Annotated in this window: 11 protein-coding genes; 1 reads left to right on the top strand and 10 read right to left on the bottom strand. The window is 68.0% G+C overall.

The genetic code is table 11. From position 1 onward, the window contains the following. Positions 1 to 6: 6 nt before the first annotated feature. On the bottom strand, positions 7 to 696 hold the full coding sequence (gene phoB / locus QU481_RS07350; RefSeq protein WP_289829283.1) for a phosphate regulon transcriptional regulator PhoB: 690 nt from the start codon (positions 694 to 696) through the stop codon (positions 7 to 9). Positions 697 to 1,096: 400 nt separating this feature from the next. Here phoB and QU481_RS07355 point away from each other — a divergent pair, with 400 nt between their 5' ends. Beyond that, positions 1,097 to 1,552 (top strand): Lrp/AsnC family transcriptional regulator, encoded by a 456-nt coding sequence (locus QU481_RS07355; RefSeq protein WP_289829284.1) that lies wholly within the window; start codon positions 1,097 to 1,099, stop codon positions 1,550 to 1,552. Positions 1,553 to 1,766: 214 nt separating this feature from the next. On the opposite strand, the gene QU481_RS07360 is transcribed toward QU481_RS07355, so the two are convergent. The 9 genes from QU481_RS07360 to QU481_RS07400 form a co-directional block, all read right to left on the bottom strand. Further along, on the bottom strand, positions 1,767 to 3,326 hold the full coding sequence (locus QU481_RS07360) for a DHA2 family efflux MFS transporter permease subunit (RefSeq protein ID WP_289829285.1): 1,560 nt from the start codon (positions 3,324 to 3,326) through the stop codon (positions 1,767 to 1,769). Continuing rightward, positions 3,323 to 4,552, bottom strand: a complete 1,230-nt coding sequence (locus QU481_RS07365) for an HlyD family secretion protein (RefSeq protein ID WP_289829286.1) — start codon at positions 4,550 to 4,552, stop codon at positions 3,323 to 3,325. Before QU481_RS07365 ends, QU481_RS07360 begins: the two co-directional genes overlap by 4 nt. A gap of 16 nt (positions 4,553 to 4,568) precedes the next feature. Next, positions 4,569 to 6,026, bottom strand: coding sequence for an efflux transporter outer membrane subunit (locus QU481_RS07370; RefSeq protein ID WP_289829287.1), 1,458 nt, complete (start codon positions 6,024 to 6,026; stop codon positions 4,569 to 4,571). A gap of 41 nt (positions 6,027 to 6,067) precedes the next feature. After that, positions 6,068 to 6,589 (bottom strand): MarR family winged helix-turn-helix transcriptional regulator, encoded by a 522-nt coding sequence (locus QU481_RS07375; protein ID WP_289829288.1) that lies wholly within the window; start codon positions 6,587 to 6,589, stop codon positions 6,068 to 6,070. A gap of 394 nt (positions 6,590 to 6,983) precedes the next feature. Further along, on the bottom strand, positions 6,984 to 8,750 hold the full coding sequence (gene nagE / locus QU481_RS07380; RefSeq protein WP_289829289.1) for an N-acetylglucosamine-specific PTS transporter subunit IIBC: 1,767 nt from the start codon (positions 8,748 to 8,750) through the stop codon (positions 6,984 to 6,986). A 34-nt stretch (positions 8,751 to 8,784) separates the two neighbouring features. Beyond that, positions 8,785 to 11,295, bottom strand: a complete 2,511-nt coding sequence (gene ptsP, locus QU481_RS07385) for a phosphoenolpyruvate--protein phosphotransferase (protein WP_289829290.1) — start codon at positions 11,293 to 11,295, stop codon at positions 8,785 to 8,787. A gap of 73 nt (positions 11,296 to 11,368) precedes the next feature. After that, positions 11,369 to 12,391, bottom strand: a complete 1,023-nt coding sequence (locus QU481_RS07390; RefSeq protein WP_289829291.1) for an SIS domain-containing protein — start codon at positions 12,389 to 12,391, stop codon at positions 11,369 to 11,371. Further along, positions 12,372 to 13,496: an N-acetylglucosamine-6-phosphate deacetylase gene (gene nagA, locus QU481_RS07395; RefSeq protein WP_289829292.1), complete on the bottom strand. Its 1,125-nt coding sequence runs from the start codon at positions 13,494 to 13,496 to the stop codon at positions 12,372 to 12,374. Before nagA ends, QU481_RS07390 begins: the two co-directional genes overlap by 20 nt. Beyond that, positions 13,493 to 14,227 carry a GntR family transcriptional regulator gene (locus QU481_RS07400; RefSeq protein WP_289829293.1) on the bottom strand — a complete coding sequence of 245 codons (735 nt, stop codon included), beginning with the start codon at positions 14,225 to 14,227 and terminating at the stop codon, positions 13,493 to 13,495. The genes nagA and QU481_RS07400 overlap by 4 nt, the downstream gene beginning before the upstream one ends. Positions 14,228 to 14,404: the final 177 nt, after the last annotated feature.

Raw genomic sequence — 14,404 nt, forward strand, 5'->3', positions numbered from 1 at the left:
AATGAATCAGCCTTGGGTGGAGAAACGGTAACCGGTGCCGCGCACGGTCTGGATCAGCGCATCGTGGCCGGACGGCTCGAGCGCGCTGCGCAGGCGACGGATATGCACGTCGACGGTGCGCTCCTCGACGAACACATGGTCACCCCATACCTGGTCGAGCAGCTGCGAGCGCGAGTGTACACGCTCGGGGTGCGTCATGAAGAAATGCAGCAAACGGAACTCGGTCGGGCCGAGGTCGATCGGCGACTCGGCGCCGCTGACGCGGTGGGTGACCGGGTCGAGCTTCAGGCCGCGAATTTCCACCGTGTCGTCGGTCATCTGCGGCGCACGGCGACGCAACACCGCCTTGATGCGTGCGAGCAGCTCGCGCGGCGAGAACGGCTTGGTGATGTAGTCGTCGGCACCGGTCTCGAGGCCGGCGATCTTGTCCTGCTCGTCTGAGCGCGCGGTCAGCATGATGATAGGCACATGGCGGGTACGCTCGTCGGCGCGCAGTCGCTTGGCGACCTCGATGCCGGATATGCCCGGCAGCATCCAGTCGAGCAGAACCAGATCGGGCAAGGCGTTCTTGACCAGCGTCAGCGCGGCCTCGGCGGTGCTGGCGCGCAGCACATGATGGCCGGCCTGGGTCAGGTTGAATGCGATCAGTTCCTGGATCGCCGGCTCGTCTTCCACCAGTAGGATATTGGCAGGCATGGTCTTTCCCCGTTTAGTCACTGACGCAAGGATAAGAACGGGCCATTACAGAAATATGACATGTCTTGATCGGACATGCACTGTCTGTGTAACAAACGGTAACACCTTGATCACAGACAAAAAAAGAGGCCTGCACAGAGGGCAGGCCTGCAAGGGTCGTTGTCTGAATTCGGACTGTCGACCAGGGACAAAGAGATCACCAGAACCATGAGCCGCCCCGAGGGGCACCCGTTGATCCTGCCGGCACGGTGGAGACAAGAGGCATCAAGCACCACCACGACCGGAACGGGGCGAATTGTACGGGTGTCGCCGGTTGACAGGCCTGCAGAAACCGGGGATTTTCTGGGCAACGAGCTTCGATTCATAGTTTGTATACAATATTTGCTTTAGAATAAAAGCCATGGACAAATACGATCGCAAGATCATCGCCTGCCTTGGCGAAAATGCCCGGATCAGTTACGCGGAACTCGCACGTCGGGTGAACCTGTCGGCACCGGCGGTCGCCGAACGAATCGACAAACTCGAACGCGCCGGGGTGATCACCGGCTACCGCGTCGGCGTCGATCCGGCCAAGATCGGCCGGCCCATCGTGTGCCTGATCGAGCTGACGGTAAAGCACCTGGAGTTCTACGCGACGGTGGCCCAGCTGCGCGCAATGCCCGAGGTAGTCGAGTGCTACGCCATCACCGGCACCGGCGGGCTGCTGATCAAGGTCGCGATGGAGTCGATGGCCGAACTGCAGGCACTGATCGCGCGGCTGATGGAGTTCGGCGACACGCGCACCTCTATCGTCATCGACACGCCGGTGCCGCCACGACTGCCCTCGCTGCCCAGCGACGAGGCGGGCGAAGACTGACCGCCCCCTTCGATGCAAGCGCCCAAAACAAAGCCCCTCTCTTCGGAGAGGGGCTGTTGCTTTGCCGGGCTCGGAACCTGTTCACGATCTCGCGAACGAAGGGTCAGCCAAGGCGAAATGACGCGAAACAGCGGAATGGACATGGAGTCCATGAGCATGTTGAGCGGCATTTCAACGCAGGATCACCCGAGTGCAGCAGATCGTGAACAGGTTCTCAGTGCCCACCACCACCGCCGGCAGTAAACGGCGGCCGGGCGAACCACAACACCGCGATCAACAGGATGAACAGGATGCCGAAGCCCCTGAACATCTCGCTGGTGGCGATCTGCACCGCCTGCGAATGCATCACCTGCTGCATATAGGCGTAGGCGCCGCTGCCGCTGATGCCGTGCTGGCCGAGCTGGGCGATGTAGTCCTGCGTCGCCTGCCCGCTCGCCACCGTGTGCTCGCTCAGCACCGCCTCGTGCATCTGCGCGCGCCGGTCCCACATGGTCACGACGATCGCGGTGGCGAAACTGCCGGCCAGCGTCCGGAAGAAGTTCGACAGGCCGGACGCCGCCGCCAGCCGCGAGGTCGGCAGGCCGGACACGATGATCGAGTTCACCGGCACGAAGAAGCACGCCACGCCCAGACCCTGCAGAAAGCGCGGCCAGAGCAGCATCGAGAACTCGGTTTCCAGGTTGAACGTCGACAGCCAGTACGAGGTGGCGGCGAACACCACGAAGGCGAACGAAGCAACGAGGCGCAGGTCGGTACGGTGCAGATTCTTGCCGACAATGGGCGAGAACACCAGCGCCAGGATACCCACCGGCGCGGTCGCCATGCCGGCCCAGGTCGGCGTGTAGTCGAGCACCGTCTGCAGCCACAGCGGCAACAGCACCGTCGAACCGAAGAACGCGAAATACGCCAGGCACAGCGAGATCACCCCGGCACGGAAGTTGACACTCTTGAACAGCGACAGGTCGACGACCGGGTGCTCGTCGGTCAGCTCCCACGCGATCAGGAAGGTCAGCGCCACCGCCGCGACGACGGCCAGCGTGACGATGAAGGACGAGTTGAACCAGTCGTAGTCGTTGCCGTTGTCGAGCATCACCTGCAGGCTGCCCACCCCGAGCACCAGGAGGAAGATGCCCACCTTGTCGATCGGCAGCTTGGCGGTCGGCGTCTCGCGGTGACCGAGCAGGTTCCAGGTCACCCAGGCCGCCAGCAGGCCGACCGGCACGTTGATGTAGAAAATCCACGGCCAGCTCATATTGTCGGTGATGTAGCCGCCCAGCAGCGGGCCGAAGATCGGCGCCACCACCACCGTCATCGCCCACACCGCCATCGCCATGCCGCGCTTGGCCGGCGGGTAGTTCGACAGCAGCAGGGTCTGCGACAGCGGCACCATCGGACCGGAGAAGAAGCCCTGCATCAGACGGAACGCCACCAGCATCGGCATGCTCTGCGCCAGGCCGCACAGCATCGACGTGACGGTGAACAGCAGGATGGAGGCGATGAACACCCTCACCTCGCCGAAGCGCTTGGCGATCCAGCCGGTCAGCGGCACCGCGATGGCGCTGGCGAGACCGTAGGACGAGATCACCCAGGTGCCTTGGCTCGCGCTCACCGCCAGGTTGCCGGCGATGGTCGGCACGGCAACGTTGGCGATCGAGGTGTCGAGCACCTCCATGAAGGTGGCGAACGCCAGCGCGATGGTCAGCAGCGCCAGCGGCGTCCCGACGATGGGCGGGTGCCCGCCGTGCGGCAGGCCTTCAGCAGCGGCCGCGCTCATGGCTGTACGGGCTTACCCGCCTCGCGTTGGATGATCGCCTGCGCCGACGCGCGCGCCGCCTTCAGCTGGTCGTCATACACCGGGGTCGCCAACGCCCGGTTCACCGCGAGCGCGGTCAGCGCCGAGCCGCTGCGGTCGTGGGTGTCGACGTTGACCACGGTAGACAGGCCGATGCGCAGCGGATGCTGCTCCAGATCCTTCGGATCGAGCGCGATACGCACCGGCACGCGCTGCACCACCTTGATCCAGTTGCCGGTGGCGTTCTGCGCCGGCAGCAGCGAGAACGCGCTACCGGTGCCGGCGCCGATGCCGGCCACCTTGCCGTGATAGGTAACGCGGCTGCCGTACACGTCGGTGGTCACCTCCGCCGGCTGGCCGATGCGGATATCGGTCAGCTGTGACTCCTTCATATTCGCGTCGACCCACAGATTGTTCAGCGGCACGATCGCCATCAGCGTGGTACCCGGCGACACGCGCTGGCCGACCTGCACCGATCGCTTGGCGACGAAGCCGGTGATCGGTGCCGGCACGCTGCCGCGCACATTGTTGATGTACGCCTGCTCGTAGTTGGCGCGCGCCTGGCGCACGCTCGGGCTGTCGGTCAGCGTGGTGCGATCGGTCAGCGCGCGCGATACCTCGAGCTGGCGCTGCGCCACCACCAGCGCGGCCTTGGCCGAGTCGAGCGCCGCCTGTGCGTTCTGCACCGCGGCCTTGGCGTGTGCGATGTCCTCGCCGGCCACCGCATCGGTGCCGGACAGCTGCAGGCGGCGCGCCAGGTCTTCCTTCGCCTTGGCAAGATCCGCCTCGCGCTGCGCGATGTCGCTCTTCTTCTGTTCCAGTACCGCGGTGTTCTGGTCGACGTTGCTGAACGACTGGCGCATCTGGCGGATCGAGCTGGCCAGCGCCGCCTCGGCCTGCGCCAGCGCCACGGCGGTGTCGGCGCCGTCGAAGCGCACCAGCGAGGACCCGACCTTGACCAGCTGCGTATCGTCCGCGCCGATCGATACCACCGTGCCGGCCACCTGGGCGTTCACGTACACCAGGTTGCCGTTGACGTAGGCGTCGTCGGTCTCTTCGTGAAAGCGCTGATAGAACAGGTAGTAGGCACCGTAGGCGATCGCGGCCAGCGCGAACACGCCGCCGATCTTCATCATCAGCTGTTTGCGCTTGCCATTGCCGTTGCCCTTGCTTGGCTTCTCTGGGGTTTGTTGAGCTTGTTCCGACATGATGTTCTCCGAAGGCTCAGCGCGCCGCTGCGGCGGTCGCCGGGCTGGCCGCAGCGTCGCGATAGCCGCCGCCGAGAGCCTTGTACAAATCGACACGGGCGATCAGCGCCCTGGTTTGCAATTGCAATTGTTGGTCCTGCAGGCTCAGCGCCACCGCCCTCGCCCTCAGCGAGTTGCGGCCATCGGCGAGCCCGGCGCGCGCCTGCTGGCCGAACAGCGCGGCGTCGCGCTGCCGTGCCGCCAGCGCATTGTTGAGCGGTGTGGCTTCGTCGGCCGTGCCCTTCAGGCGCAGCGCGGCGTCGTTCACTTCCTGCACCGCCTGCTGCAGCGTCTGGTTGTATTGCGCCACCGCGAGCGTGACGTTGGCCTCGGCGCCCCGCAGGTTGGCCTGCAGCGCACCGCTGTGGAAGATCGGCAGGCTCAGCGCCGGGGTGACACCGAGAATGTGGCTGCCGTTCTTGAACATGGTGCCCAGATCCAGGCTGTCCACACCGACAAAGGCCGCCAGGTTGATGTCCGGGTAGAACTCGGCCTTGGCCTGCTTCACCTCTTCACCGGCGGCATAAATCTGCTCGCGCGCGGCGGCGATGTCGGCGCGGCGCCCCACCAGGTTCAAGGGCAGGTTGGCCGGCAGGCCGCCGTTGGCCTGCGGCAGCGGGCGCGCTGCGAGCGCCGGGAAGGCGTCACCCCGCACGCCGACGAGGCCGCGCAACTGGTTGAGCGTGGTGGCGGCGTCGTTCTCAAGCGCGAGCACCTGCTGGTGCGCGCTCTCCAGATCGGCCGTCAGCGGCTCCGCCGTCTCGCCGGCCTCGAGCCCCGCCCGCACCCGCTGCTGCTGCAGCGTCACCAGCTGCTGGCGGACGCCCTCGTCCTGCTTGGCGAGCGCCAGGCGTGCCAGATCGGCCTGGTACTGGAAGTAGGTTTCCGACACCGCCGCGATCAGCGTCTGCGCGGCCCCTGCGGTCTCGGCCTCGGCGGCGCGGTGGCGACCCAACGCGGCCTCAAGCGCGGCCTTCTGCTTGCCCCACCAGTCGAAGTCATAGTGGAAGTCCAGCGTCATGCGGCCTTCGTTGAAGATGTTGCCGCCGAACGGGGGCGGATAGATCGTGTTGGCCGAGAAGCGCTGGCGCGATACCGAGGTGTTCAGATCCAGCGTGGCGCCGGCCTGGGCGCGGGTCAGGTCGACCGAGGCACGTGCCGTGTCGATGCGCGCCTTCACCGTCTCGAGCGACGGCGAATTCTGCAGCGCCAGCGTCACCAGCTGGTCGAGCTGCGAATCGCTGAACTGTTGCCACCAGTTGGCCTCCGGCCACGGGTCGCTGCCCGGCATCACGAAGTCGGCCTGGACCGGCGCGCGCATGGTCGATTGCGCCTGCTGATGCGGCAGCGCCGCGCAACCGGCGAGAACCAGCGCCGCCAACAGTGGCGCGATACGCAGGCCGCTGCGGGCAAAACCTGAATAGATGCGTTTCATTTCGTACTTAACCTTCAATGGCGACGGTCAGCGACCCCGGATCAGCCATGCTGCTCGAATCCGAGCAAGAGCTTCTTGAGCAGGCTTTCGAGCGTGTCCTTCTCGGTGTCGGACAGCACCTGGAATGCGGTCTCGCTGCGGGCGCGCAGTTTCGGCAGCAGACCGTCCATCAGCTCGGCCCCGCGCTCGCTCAGCGCCAGATCGACACGGCGGCGGTCGGTCGGACAGGGAGCCCGGCAGATCAGCCCCAGCTGTTCCAGCTCGTTGCAGATGCGGGTCATGTTGGTTCGCGTCTCGCCGGTGCACTGAGACAGCTCGGAAGGGTTCACCGACGAGCCCGGCGCGCTATAGAGCATCAGCAGAGTCGAGAAGCTCACGATGTTGAGGCCGCTGTCGCCCAGCTCGGCGTTGGCCCCCTCGGCCAACCACTTCCACAGATGCTTGATCAGGGTAAGCAGTGCCGTGTTCTGCTCGCCGCTACCGGGCAGGCGCTGGTAGACGCGGGCAATGCGTTCTTCGGCCTCTTGGTAGGAGCGCGGGGCGATGATGGAATCACTGTTCATTTTTCAATAGTACATAATTCAACTATCTCTTGCAAAATATTTCCCATGGAAACTACTTACACCGATAACAAGGCTCCCTCCGTGCGCAGTCACTGAGAGAAAGGTGAGCGGGCAGAGAAAAGGAATCGCGCTGTGCGCATTGGATCGGGCGTGGCAGGCGCCGAGTGACAAAGCGGGGTGGAGAGCGGCGCGCGGCATCCTGTGTCGTCGCGTTGTCCCCAATGCTTCCCCTGACCATCCACCGCTTATCCCCAGCCTTATCCCCAACTCCGCCAGTCGCGCGGCACGGGCAGGCCGACAAGGAAGCGGAGTGGCCCGGTGGTGAGCGAGGGGCGGCCAGCGACATGAAAAATGGCACCGCATGCGGTGCCATTGTTGCGACGCCGGAAGCCGCTCAGCGCGCGACCAGCGCTCCGGCCAAGGAGTCCGCCGGGCCGTTCAGCACCACGTGTGCCAGCTCCGCCGAGAAGCGCTGCACGCCAAATGCGCCGAGCGACACCAGCGCCGTCTCGTCGAGCCGGGCGGCATCGACCAGCGACAGGCGCAGGCGGTTGCCGGCCACCGCGCTGACCGAGCGCAGGTTGGCCGAACCGCCCAGCGCGGCGAGCCAGCGCTCGCGTTCGGCCAGTGGGGGCGCTGCATTTGCGGCGGCCGCGACGGGGACCGCACTGGTCGGGACGCTGGCGGTGGCAGCCGGCGTGGCCGCCCAGGCGGCGCGCACCTCGTCGGCGATCAGGTCGGCCTCGGGGCCGATCACCACCTGCACGCTGCCGGCAGCCGGGCGGATCATCCCGCGCGCGCCGAGCGCCTTCAGCGCCGGCTCGTCGACCGCGTCGTTGCTGACCACCTGCAGGCGCAGGCGGGTGGTGCAAGCGTCGACCGCCTTCAGGTTGGCCGAGCCGCCCAGCGCCGCGAGATAAGCGAGTCCGCGCTCGCTGCCGCTGGCTGCGACGACCACGGCGGCCGGGGTCGCTTCGCGACCGAGCGTCGGCAGGTCGAAACGGCGGATGCAGAAGCTGAACAGGCCGTAGTAGACGGCGAAGTACACCACGCCGACCGCCAACATCGTCAGGCCGTTCTCGCCCTTGCCCATCGACAACAGGAAGTCGAACAGACCGGCCGAAAAGGTGAAGCCAAGGCGCACGTGCATGAGGTGCATCAGGGCCATCGACACGCCGGTCAGCATCGCGTGCACCGCGTACAGCATAGGTGCGAGGAACATGAAGGCGAACTCGACCGGCTCAGTGACGCCGGTGAGCATCGCGGTCAGCGCCATCGACAGGAGCACGCCGCCGACCGCCTTCTTGTTCTCCGGACGGGCGTGGCGGTACATCGCAAGGCATGCCGCCGGCAGACCGAACATCATCACCGGGAAGAAGCCGGTCATGAACGATCCGGCGGAAGGGTCCCCCGCGAAGAAACGGTTCAGGTCGCCGGTGGCCAACTTGCCGGCCGCGTCGGTGAAGCTGCCGAACACGAACCAGGCGAAGGAATTGAGGATGTGGTGCAGGCCGGTGACGATCAGCAGGCGGTTGAGCACACCGTAGACAAACAAGCCGAACTCGCCGGCATTGATCAGCCAATGGCCGACCGCGTCGATACCCGACTGGATAGGCGGCCAGATCAGGCCGAACAGCAGCGCCAGCAAGAGGCAGGCGAAGCCGGTGGCGATAGGCACGAAGCGTTTGCCGCCGAAGAACGCCAGATACGGCGGCAGTTGGATGTCCTTGTAGCGGTTGTACAGGTTGCCGGCGACGATGCCGCTGACGATGCCGGCGAGCACGCCCATATTGATCGCCACCGGCTTGCCGGCGTCGTCCAGGTGCACGAACAATGCCCAGAAGCCGCCGCCGGCCGCGTGCGCCTGCAGCGTGTCCGGCATCACCTTCAGCACTGCGGTCAGCACCAGGTAGCCGATCACGCCGGCGAGGCCGGCCGTGCCGTTGTTGTCCTTGGCGAAGCCCACCGCCACGCCGATCGCGAAGATCAGCGCCAGATTGCCGAAGATCGCGTCGCCGGCCTGCGCCAGCAGCTTGATGTCCAGCAGGTCCGGCTGGCCGAGGCGCAGCATCAGGCCGGCCACCGGCAGCACCGCGATCGGCAGCATCAGCGCGCGGCCCAGCTGCTGGATCTTGGCGAACTTGTCGTTGTTGCCACTCATTGTTTATCTCCTCCCCTGTGTAGATTGATGCGCATCACGGCTGCGGCCACACGGCCGCCACCCGTTCGCGCACCGCCTGCGCCGACGGCAGGCCGAGCATCGCCCGCGCTTCTTGACGGCACTGATCGACACTCAGCTCGCGCACCTGCGCCTTGATCTGCGGCACCAAGGCCGCGCCCACCGACAGCTCGGCGACGCCGAGGCCCACCAGCACCGGCACCGCGGCCGGCTCGGACGCCAATGCGCCGCACACGCCGACCCAGCGGCCGTGCTTGGCCGCGCCGTCCACCGTCAGCTTCACCAGGCGCAGCAGCGCCGGGTGCAACCCGTCGATCTGCGCCGCGAGGCCCGGATGGCAGCGGTCCATCGCCAGCGCGTACTGGGTCAGGTCGTTGGTACCGATCGACAGGAAGTCGGCGTGCTCGGCCAACTGGTCGGCCAGCACCGCCGCCGACGGCACCTCGATCATCACGCCGACCTCGGGACGCTCGGTCACGCCGAGCTGCGCTGCGATCTGGTCGATCAGCGCGCGCACCGCGATCAGCTCGGCCACATCGGTGATCATCGGCAGCAGGATGCGGCAGCGCGCCAGCGGCTTCACTGACAGCAGCCCTTCGAGCTGCGCTTCCAGTACCTCGGGGCGGGCGAAGCCGCTGCGGATGCCGCGCAGGCCCAGCGCCGGGTTCGGCTCGGGCGGCAGCGGCAGGTAGGGCAGCGACTTGTCGCCGCCGACGTCGAGGGTGCGGATGATCGCGGTCTTGCCTGCGAGCGCGTCGACGATGGCCTGATAGCTGTCGCGCTGCTCGGCGGCGTTCGGCAGGCTGTCGCGCTCGAGAAACAGGAACTCGGTGCGCAGCAGGCCGACCCCGTCGGCGCCGCAGCGCACCGCCTCCTCGGCGTCGGCGAGGCTGCCGATATTGGCGGCGACCTCGACGCGCACGCCGTCGCGGCTCAGTGCCGGGTCGTGGGCGGCGGCGAAGCGGCGGGCGCTCTGCTCCCGCAACAGCGCTAGGCGCTGACGCGCTTCGGACAACGTGGCTGCCTCAGGTTCGGCGTCGAGCAGGCCGGCGGCCGCGTCGAGCACCACCTCGCGGCCGGCCGGCAAGGACAGCACGCCATCGCCCGCGGCGACCAGCGCCGGGATGCCCATCGCCCGGGCGATGATTGCCACATGGCTGGTGGCGCCGCCCTGGGCGGTGACGAAGCCCGCCACCCGCTCGCGCGGCAGCCGGGTCAGCTCGGACGGTGCCAGGTCGTCGGCGAGCAGGATGCTCTGTTCGTCCAACTCGGGCTCGGGCAGCTTGCCGCCGGCCAGCTGGGTCAGCACCTGGCGGGCGATGTCGTTCAGGTCGCTGACCCGCTCGCGCAACAAGGGGTTGTCGAGCGCGCGCAATTCGTCGGTCTGCACCTGCACTGCCTGGCGGAACGCCGCGCCGGCGGCCATGCCGTTGGCGACGCTATTCTCGGCGGTGGCAGCGAGCTCCGGGTCGTCGAGCAGCGCGAGGTGGGCGCTGTAGATGTCGGCCTGCTGGGTCAAAGCCTTGGCTCTCGCGCCGTGCACCATCGCGTCGATCTGCTCGCGCACGCTGGCGAGCGCACTGGCAAGCCGGGTGAACTCGGCGTCCGCACCGGCCGGGGTCTCGGCAAGCTCGGGCAGGCCGTGGTCGAGCCGCACCAGGGTGCCGACCGCCAGGCCCGGTGCTGCGCAGACGCCGGCGAAGCGCGGGCCTTGCTGGGCGCTCGGCAGCGGTACCGGAACGGCAGCTGGTGCATGCGCCGCCTCGCTCACCGTCTCGATCGCCGCCACCACCGCGGCGAGCGCCGCCGCCGCGTCGGGGCCCTGCGCACTCACCTCGACCGTATCGCCCTCGTCGGTGCCGAGCCGCATCAGCCCGACCACGCTGGCCGCCTTGGCCGAGCGCCCACCGAAGCGCACCTCGACCCGGGCGGCGAACGGCTTGGCCGCAGCCTGCACCAGCGCCGACGGACGCGCGTGCAGGCCGCCGCCGTGGCGTACCGTGGCCTGCGCGAAAAGCACCTCGCCAGAGGCCGACAGGGTCGCCTCGTCGCTAGCCTGGCCGCACGGGCTCACACTCATCAGCACCGTCTCCCCGCCCTCGACCCGGCCCAGGCCCAGCGATGCCGGCACGAACGCGTCGCCGTTCACCACCAGCACTACGGTCTGTAGGCTCTTTGCGCCCTGCGCGACCCGGTCGGCGTCGAACTCGATCAGCGTCTCGCCGGCGGCGACGCGCTGCCCTTCACGGACCCGGGCGGTGAAACCCGCGCCGTTCAACAGCACGGTGTCGATGCCGACGTGGATCAGGATGTCGGCCCCGGCGTCGCTGCTCAGCGTCAGCGCGTGGCCGGTCTTCGCGAGCTGGCTGATCGTGCCGGCGCAGGGCGCGTACACCCGGCCGTCGGCCGGCTCGATCGCCACGCCCTCGCCCATCATGCCGCCGGCGAACACCGGGTCGGGCACCTCGGACAACGGAACCACCCAGCCGGTCAGCGGGGCGAGCAGGGTCAGTGCATCAGTCGACATCGGTTCCTCTCTCTCATTCATCTGTTTTTACCGGGGGCCGCTCTGCGGCGGCCCTGTTCTACCCTGCCGCCGCTCAGAGGGTGCAGGTGACCTTCTGCAGATGGCGCGGCGCGTCCGGGTTCAGGCCACGCGCCTCGGCCAGGTGCGCCGCCATCACGTAGAAGCTCTGGATCGCGGTGAGCGGGTCGAGCACCGCGTCGTCGGCGGTGGCGAGCGTCAGGTCGCGCCCGGCCACGTCGGCCGGGGCCGCCAACAGCACCCGCGCGCCGCGCCCGCGCATCTCGTCGGCCAGCGCCAGGATGCCGGCCTGCTCCGGACCGCGCGGCGCGAACACCAGCAGCGGGTAGCCTTCGTCGATCAGCGCCATCGGACCGTGCTTGATCTCAGCACTGCTGAACGCCTCGGCCTGGATCGCGCAGGTTTCCTTGAACTTCAGCGCCGCCTCCAGCGCCACCGCGAAGCCGAGGCCGCGGCCGACCACCATGATGCGTTCGGCGTCCTTGAGCACCGGCAGCGCGGCGCTCCAGTCCTGCTGTGCCGCGTCGGCGAGCCGCTCCGGCAGCGTCTCCAGCGCGGCAAGCAGCGCGCGGTCGTTGCCCCAGTGCGCGACCAACCGCGCGACTGCGGCGAGCGTCGCGATATAGCTCTTGGTCGCGGCGACGCTCCGCTCGGCGCCGGCGGCGAGCGGCACCGCCCATTCGCACGCCTCGGACAGCGGGCTGTCCGGCTTGTTGACCAGCGCCACCGTGGTCGCGCCGGCGGCGCCGAGCGCCGCCATCGTGTCGACCAGGTCGGGGCTCTGGCCCGACTGCGACAGCGCCACCGCCAGCGCACCGTCGACCGCCAGCGGCGCACGGTGCAGCGTCATCAGCGACATCGGCAGCGACACCACCGGCACGCCGAGGCGCTGCATCGTCAGGTAGGCGAAGTAGCTAGCCGCGTGGTCGGAACTGCCGCGGGCGACGGTCAGCGCGAGTTTTGGCGGACGCTGCGCCAGCTGGCGCGCCAGCACCGACAGGCGCTCGTCCGAATACATATGCTGGGCGGCAACCGCTTCCGGGGCCGACAGCGCTTCCTCAAGCATCAGCGAGGCCAAGGCATTCTCCTTCGACAAAGACTTCGTTCAGGTTCAGTTGGGTATCGAGCAGCACCAGGTCGGCGTAGCCCCCCTCTTCCAGGCGGCCGCGGTCGGTGACGCCCAGGTAGTCGGCTGGGTAGCGCGACAGCCGGTTCGATGCATCGGCCAACGTCAGGCCGATGCCCACCAGGTTCTTCAGCGCGACGTTCATCGTCAGCGTGCTGCCGGCCAGGGTGCCATCGGCCAGGCGCACCCCGCCCAGGCACTTGGTGACCGGCTGCGAGCCGAGCTTGTAATCGCCGTCCGGCATGCCGGCCGCCGCGGTCGAGTCGGTGACGCAGAACAGGTGCGGGATCGCGCGCAAGGCGGTATGGATTGCACCCGGATGCACGTGCAGCAGGTCGGGGATCAGCTCTGCATACTCGGCGTGCGCGAGCGCGGCACCGACCATGCCCGGCTCGCGGTGGTGCAGGCCGGTCATCGCGTTGAACAGGTGGGTGAAGCCGCTGGCGCCGTGTTCGAGCGCGGCGACGCCGTCCTCGTAGCGACCCAGCGTGTGGCCGAGTTGCACGCGCACGCCGCGGTCGGCCAAGCTCCGGATCAGGTCGAGATGGCCGGACACCTCCGGCGCGACGGTGATCAGCTTCAGCGGCGCCAGGCACATGAACGCCTCGACCTCGTCGAGCACGCCGGCCTTGGCCTGCGCCGGCTGCGCGCCGAGCTTGCCCGGATTGATGTAGGGGCCCTCCAGGTGCACGCCGAGGATGCGCGCACTGCCGGGCGCACGCTCTCGGCAGGCCGCGCCGATCGCACTGAGCGCCGCCTCGATGTCGGCGCGCGGCGCGGTCATCGTAGTGGCGAGCAGCGAGGTGGTGCCGAAGCGGGCATGCTGGCGCGCGATGGTGACCGCCGCCTCGCCGCCTTCCATCACATCGGCGCCGCCGCCGCCGTGCACATGGGTGTCGATGAAACCGGGCAGGATGTAGCGGCAGGCTTTGCCATCGTCGTCGACCGGCGTGCCGCAGATCGCGGCTATCCGCTCGCCACGGACTGTCAGCTCGCCGTCGAGCCAGCCCTGTGAGGTCAGGATGCGGCCGGCAAGGATGCGGGAGGTGGCACTCATCGGGTCAGCTCCACCACGAAGTCGTAGTAGTCGTTGCGACAATAGGTGACGGTCAGCTCGACCGCGCGGTCGTCGGCGGTGTAGCCGACCCGGGTGACCAGCATCATCGCGTCGCCGACCGGCACCTGCGCGAGGCGGGCGATGTGCTCGGGCGCGTTCACCGCGCGGATATGCTGTCGGGCGCGCACTACCGCGTGGCCGAGCGCGTCGAGGTGGGCGTACAGCGAGTCGCCGACCTCGGCCGGCTCGGGCAGGCAGTCGAGCGGCAGCGTGCTGTGCTCGATCGCCATCACCACGCCGTCGGCCAGGCGCTGGCGCTTGAGCCGCGCCACCGGGGCGAGCGGCTCGATGCCCAGGCGCACCGCCTCCTCGTGGTTGGCGACGCCGGCTTCGCGGCTCAGCCACATCGTCGACGGGGTGTAGCCCTTTTCGGTCAGCGTCTCGGTGAAGCCGGTCAGTCGCGACAGCGGCTGTTCCATGCGCTGCGAGATGAAGGTGCCAGACCCCTGGCGGCGGCGGATCAGGCCCTGCTCGAACAAGAGGTCCAGCGCCTTGCGCGCGGTGACGCGCGACACACCGATCTCGTCGGACAGATTGCGCTCGGACGGCAGCGCCTCGTTCGGGCGCCACCAGCCGGCGCTGATCGCGAGGCTCAGGCTGCGCGCCAGTTGCAGGTACAGCGGCGTCGCCAGCGATTCGTCGGGTTTGAGCGTGATGAGGCGGTTATCCATGCGGTCGGTCTCCTCGGCCCGGTATGGGCAGTCGGCTCGCACACTAGCGGGCGGGGCCGCGCCGTGTCAATACCACTTTAAGACCATTTTGCCGGCTTTGTGGGCGTGATTTGACAAGGCGATGCAAAAATCGCCGATTGCTGCGCCGCATCCTGAATACAAAACACAACAGACCAC

The sequence above is a fragment of the Crenobacter oryzisoli genome, from assembly GCF_030385785.1.
GTDB lineage: Bacteria > Pseudomonadota > Gammaproteobacteria > Burkholderiales > Chromobacteriaceae > Crenobacter_A > Crenobacter_A oryzisoli.

Coding starts and splice junctions, on each gene's coding strand:
- phoB (WP_289829283.1), bottom strand. CDS start 696: ATGCCTGCCAATATCCTACTGGTGGAAGACGAGCCGGCGATCCAGGAA.
- QU481_RS07355 (WP_289829284.1), top strand. CDS start 1,097: ATGGACAAATACGATCGCAAGATCATCGCCTGCCTTGGCGAAAATGCC.
- QU481_RS07360 (WP_289829285.1), bottom strand. CDS start 3,326: ATGAGCGCGGCCGCTGCTGAAGGCCTGCCGCACGGCGGGCACCCGCCC.
- QU481_RS07365 (WP_289829286.1), bottom strand. CDS start 4,552: ATGTCGGAACAAGCTCAACAAACCCCAGAGAAGCCAAGCAAGGGCAAC.
- QU481_RS07370 (WP_289829287.1), bottom strand. CDS start 6,026: ATGAAACGCATCTATTCAGGTTTTGCCCGCAGCGGCCTGCGTATCGCG.
- QU481_RS07375 (WP_289829288.1), bottom strand. CDS start 6,589: ATGAACAGTGATTCCATCATCGCCCCGCGCTCCTACCAAGAGGCCGAA.
- nagE (WP_289829289.1), bottom strand. CDS start 8,750: ATGAGTGGCAACAACGACAAGTTCGCCAAGATCCAGCAGCTGGGCCGC.
- ptsP (WP_289829290.1), bottom strand. CDS start 11,295: ATGTCGACTGATGCACTGACCCTGCTCGCCCCGCTGACCGGCTGGGTG.
- nagA (WP_289829292.1), bottom strand. CDS start 13,496: ATGAGTGCCACCTCCCGCATCCTTGCCGGCCGCATCCTGACCTCACAG.
- QU481_RS07400 (WP_289829293.1), bottom strand. CDS start 14,227: ATGGATAACCGCCTCATCACGCTCAAACCCGACGAATCGCTGGCGACG.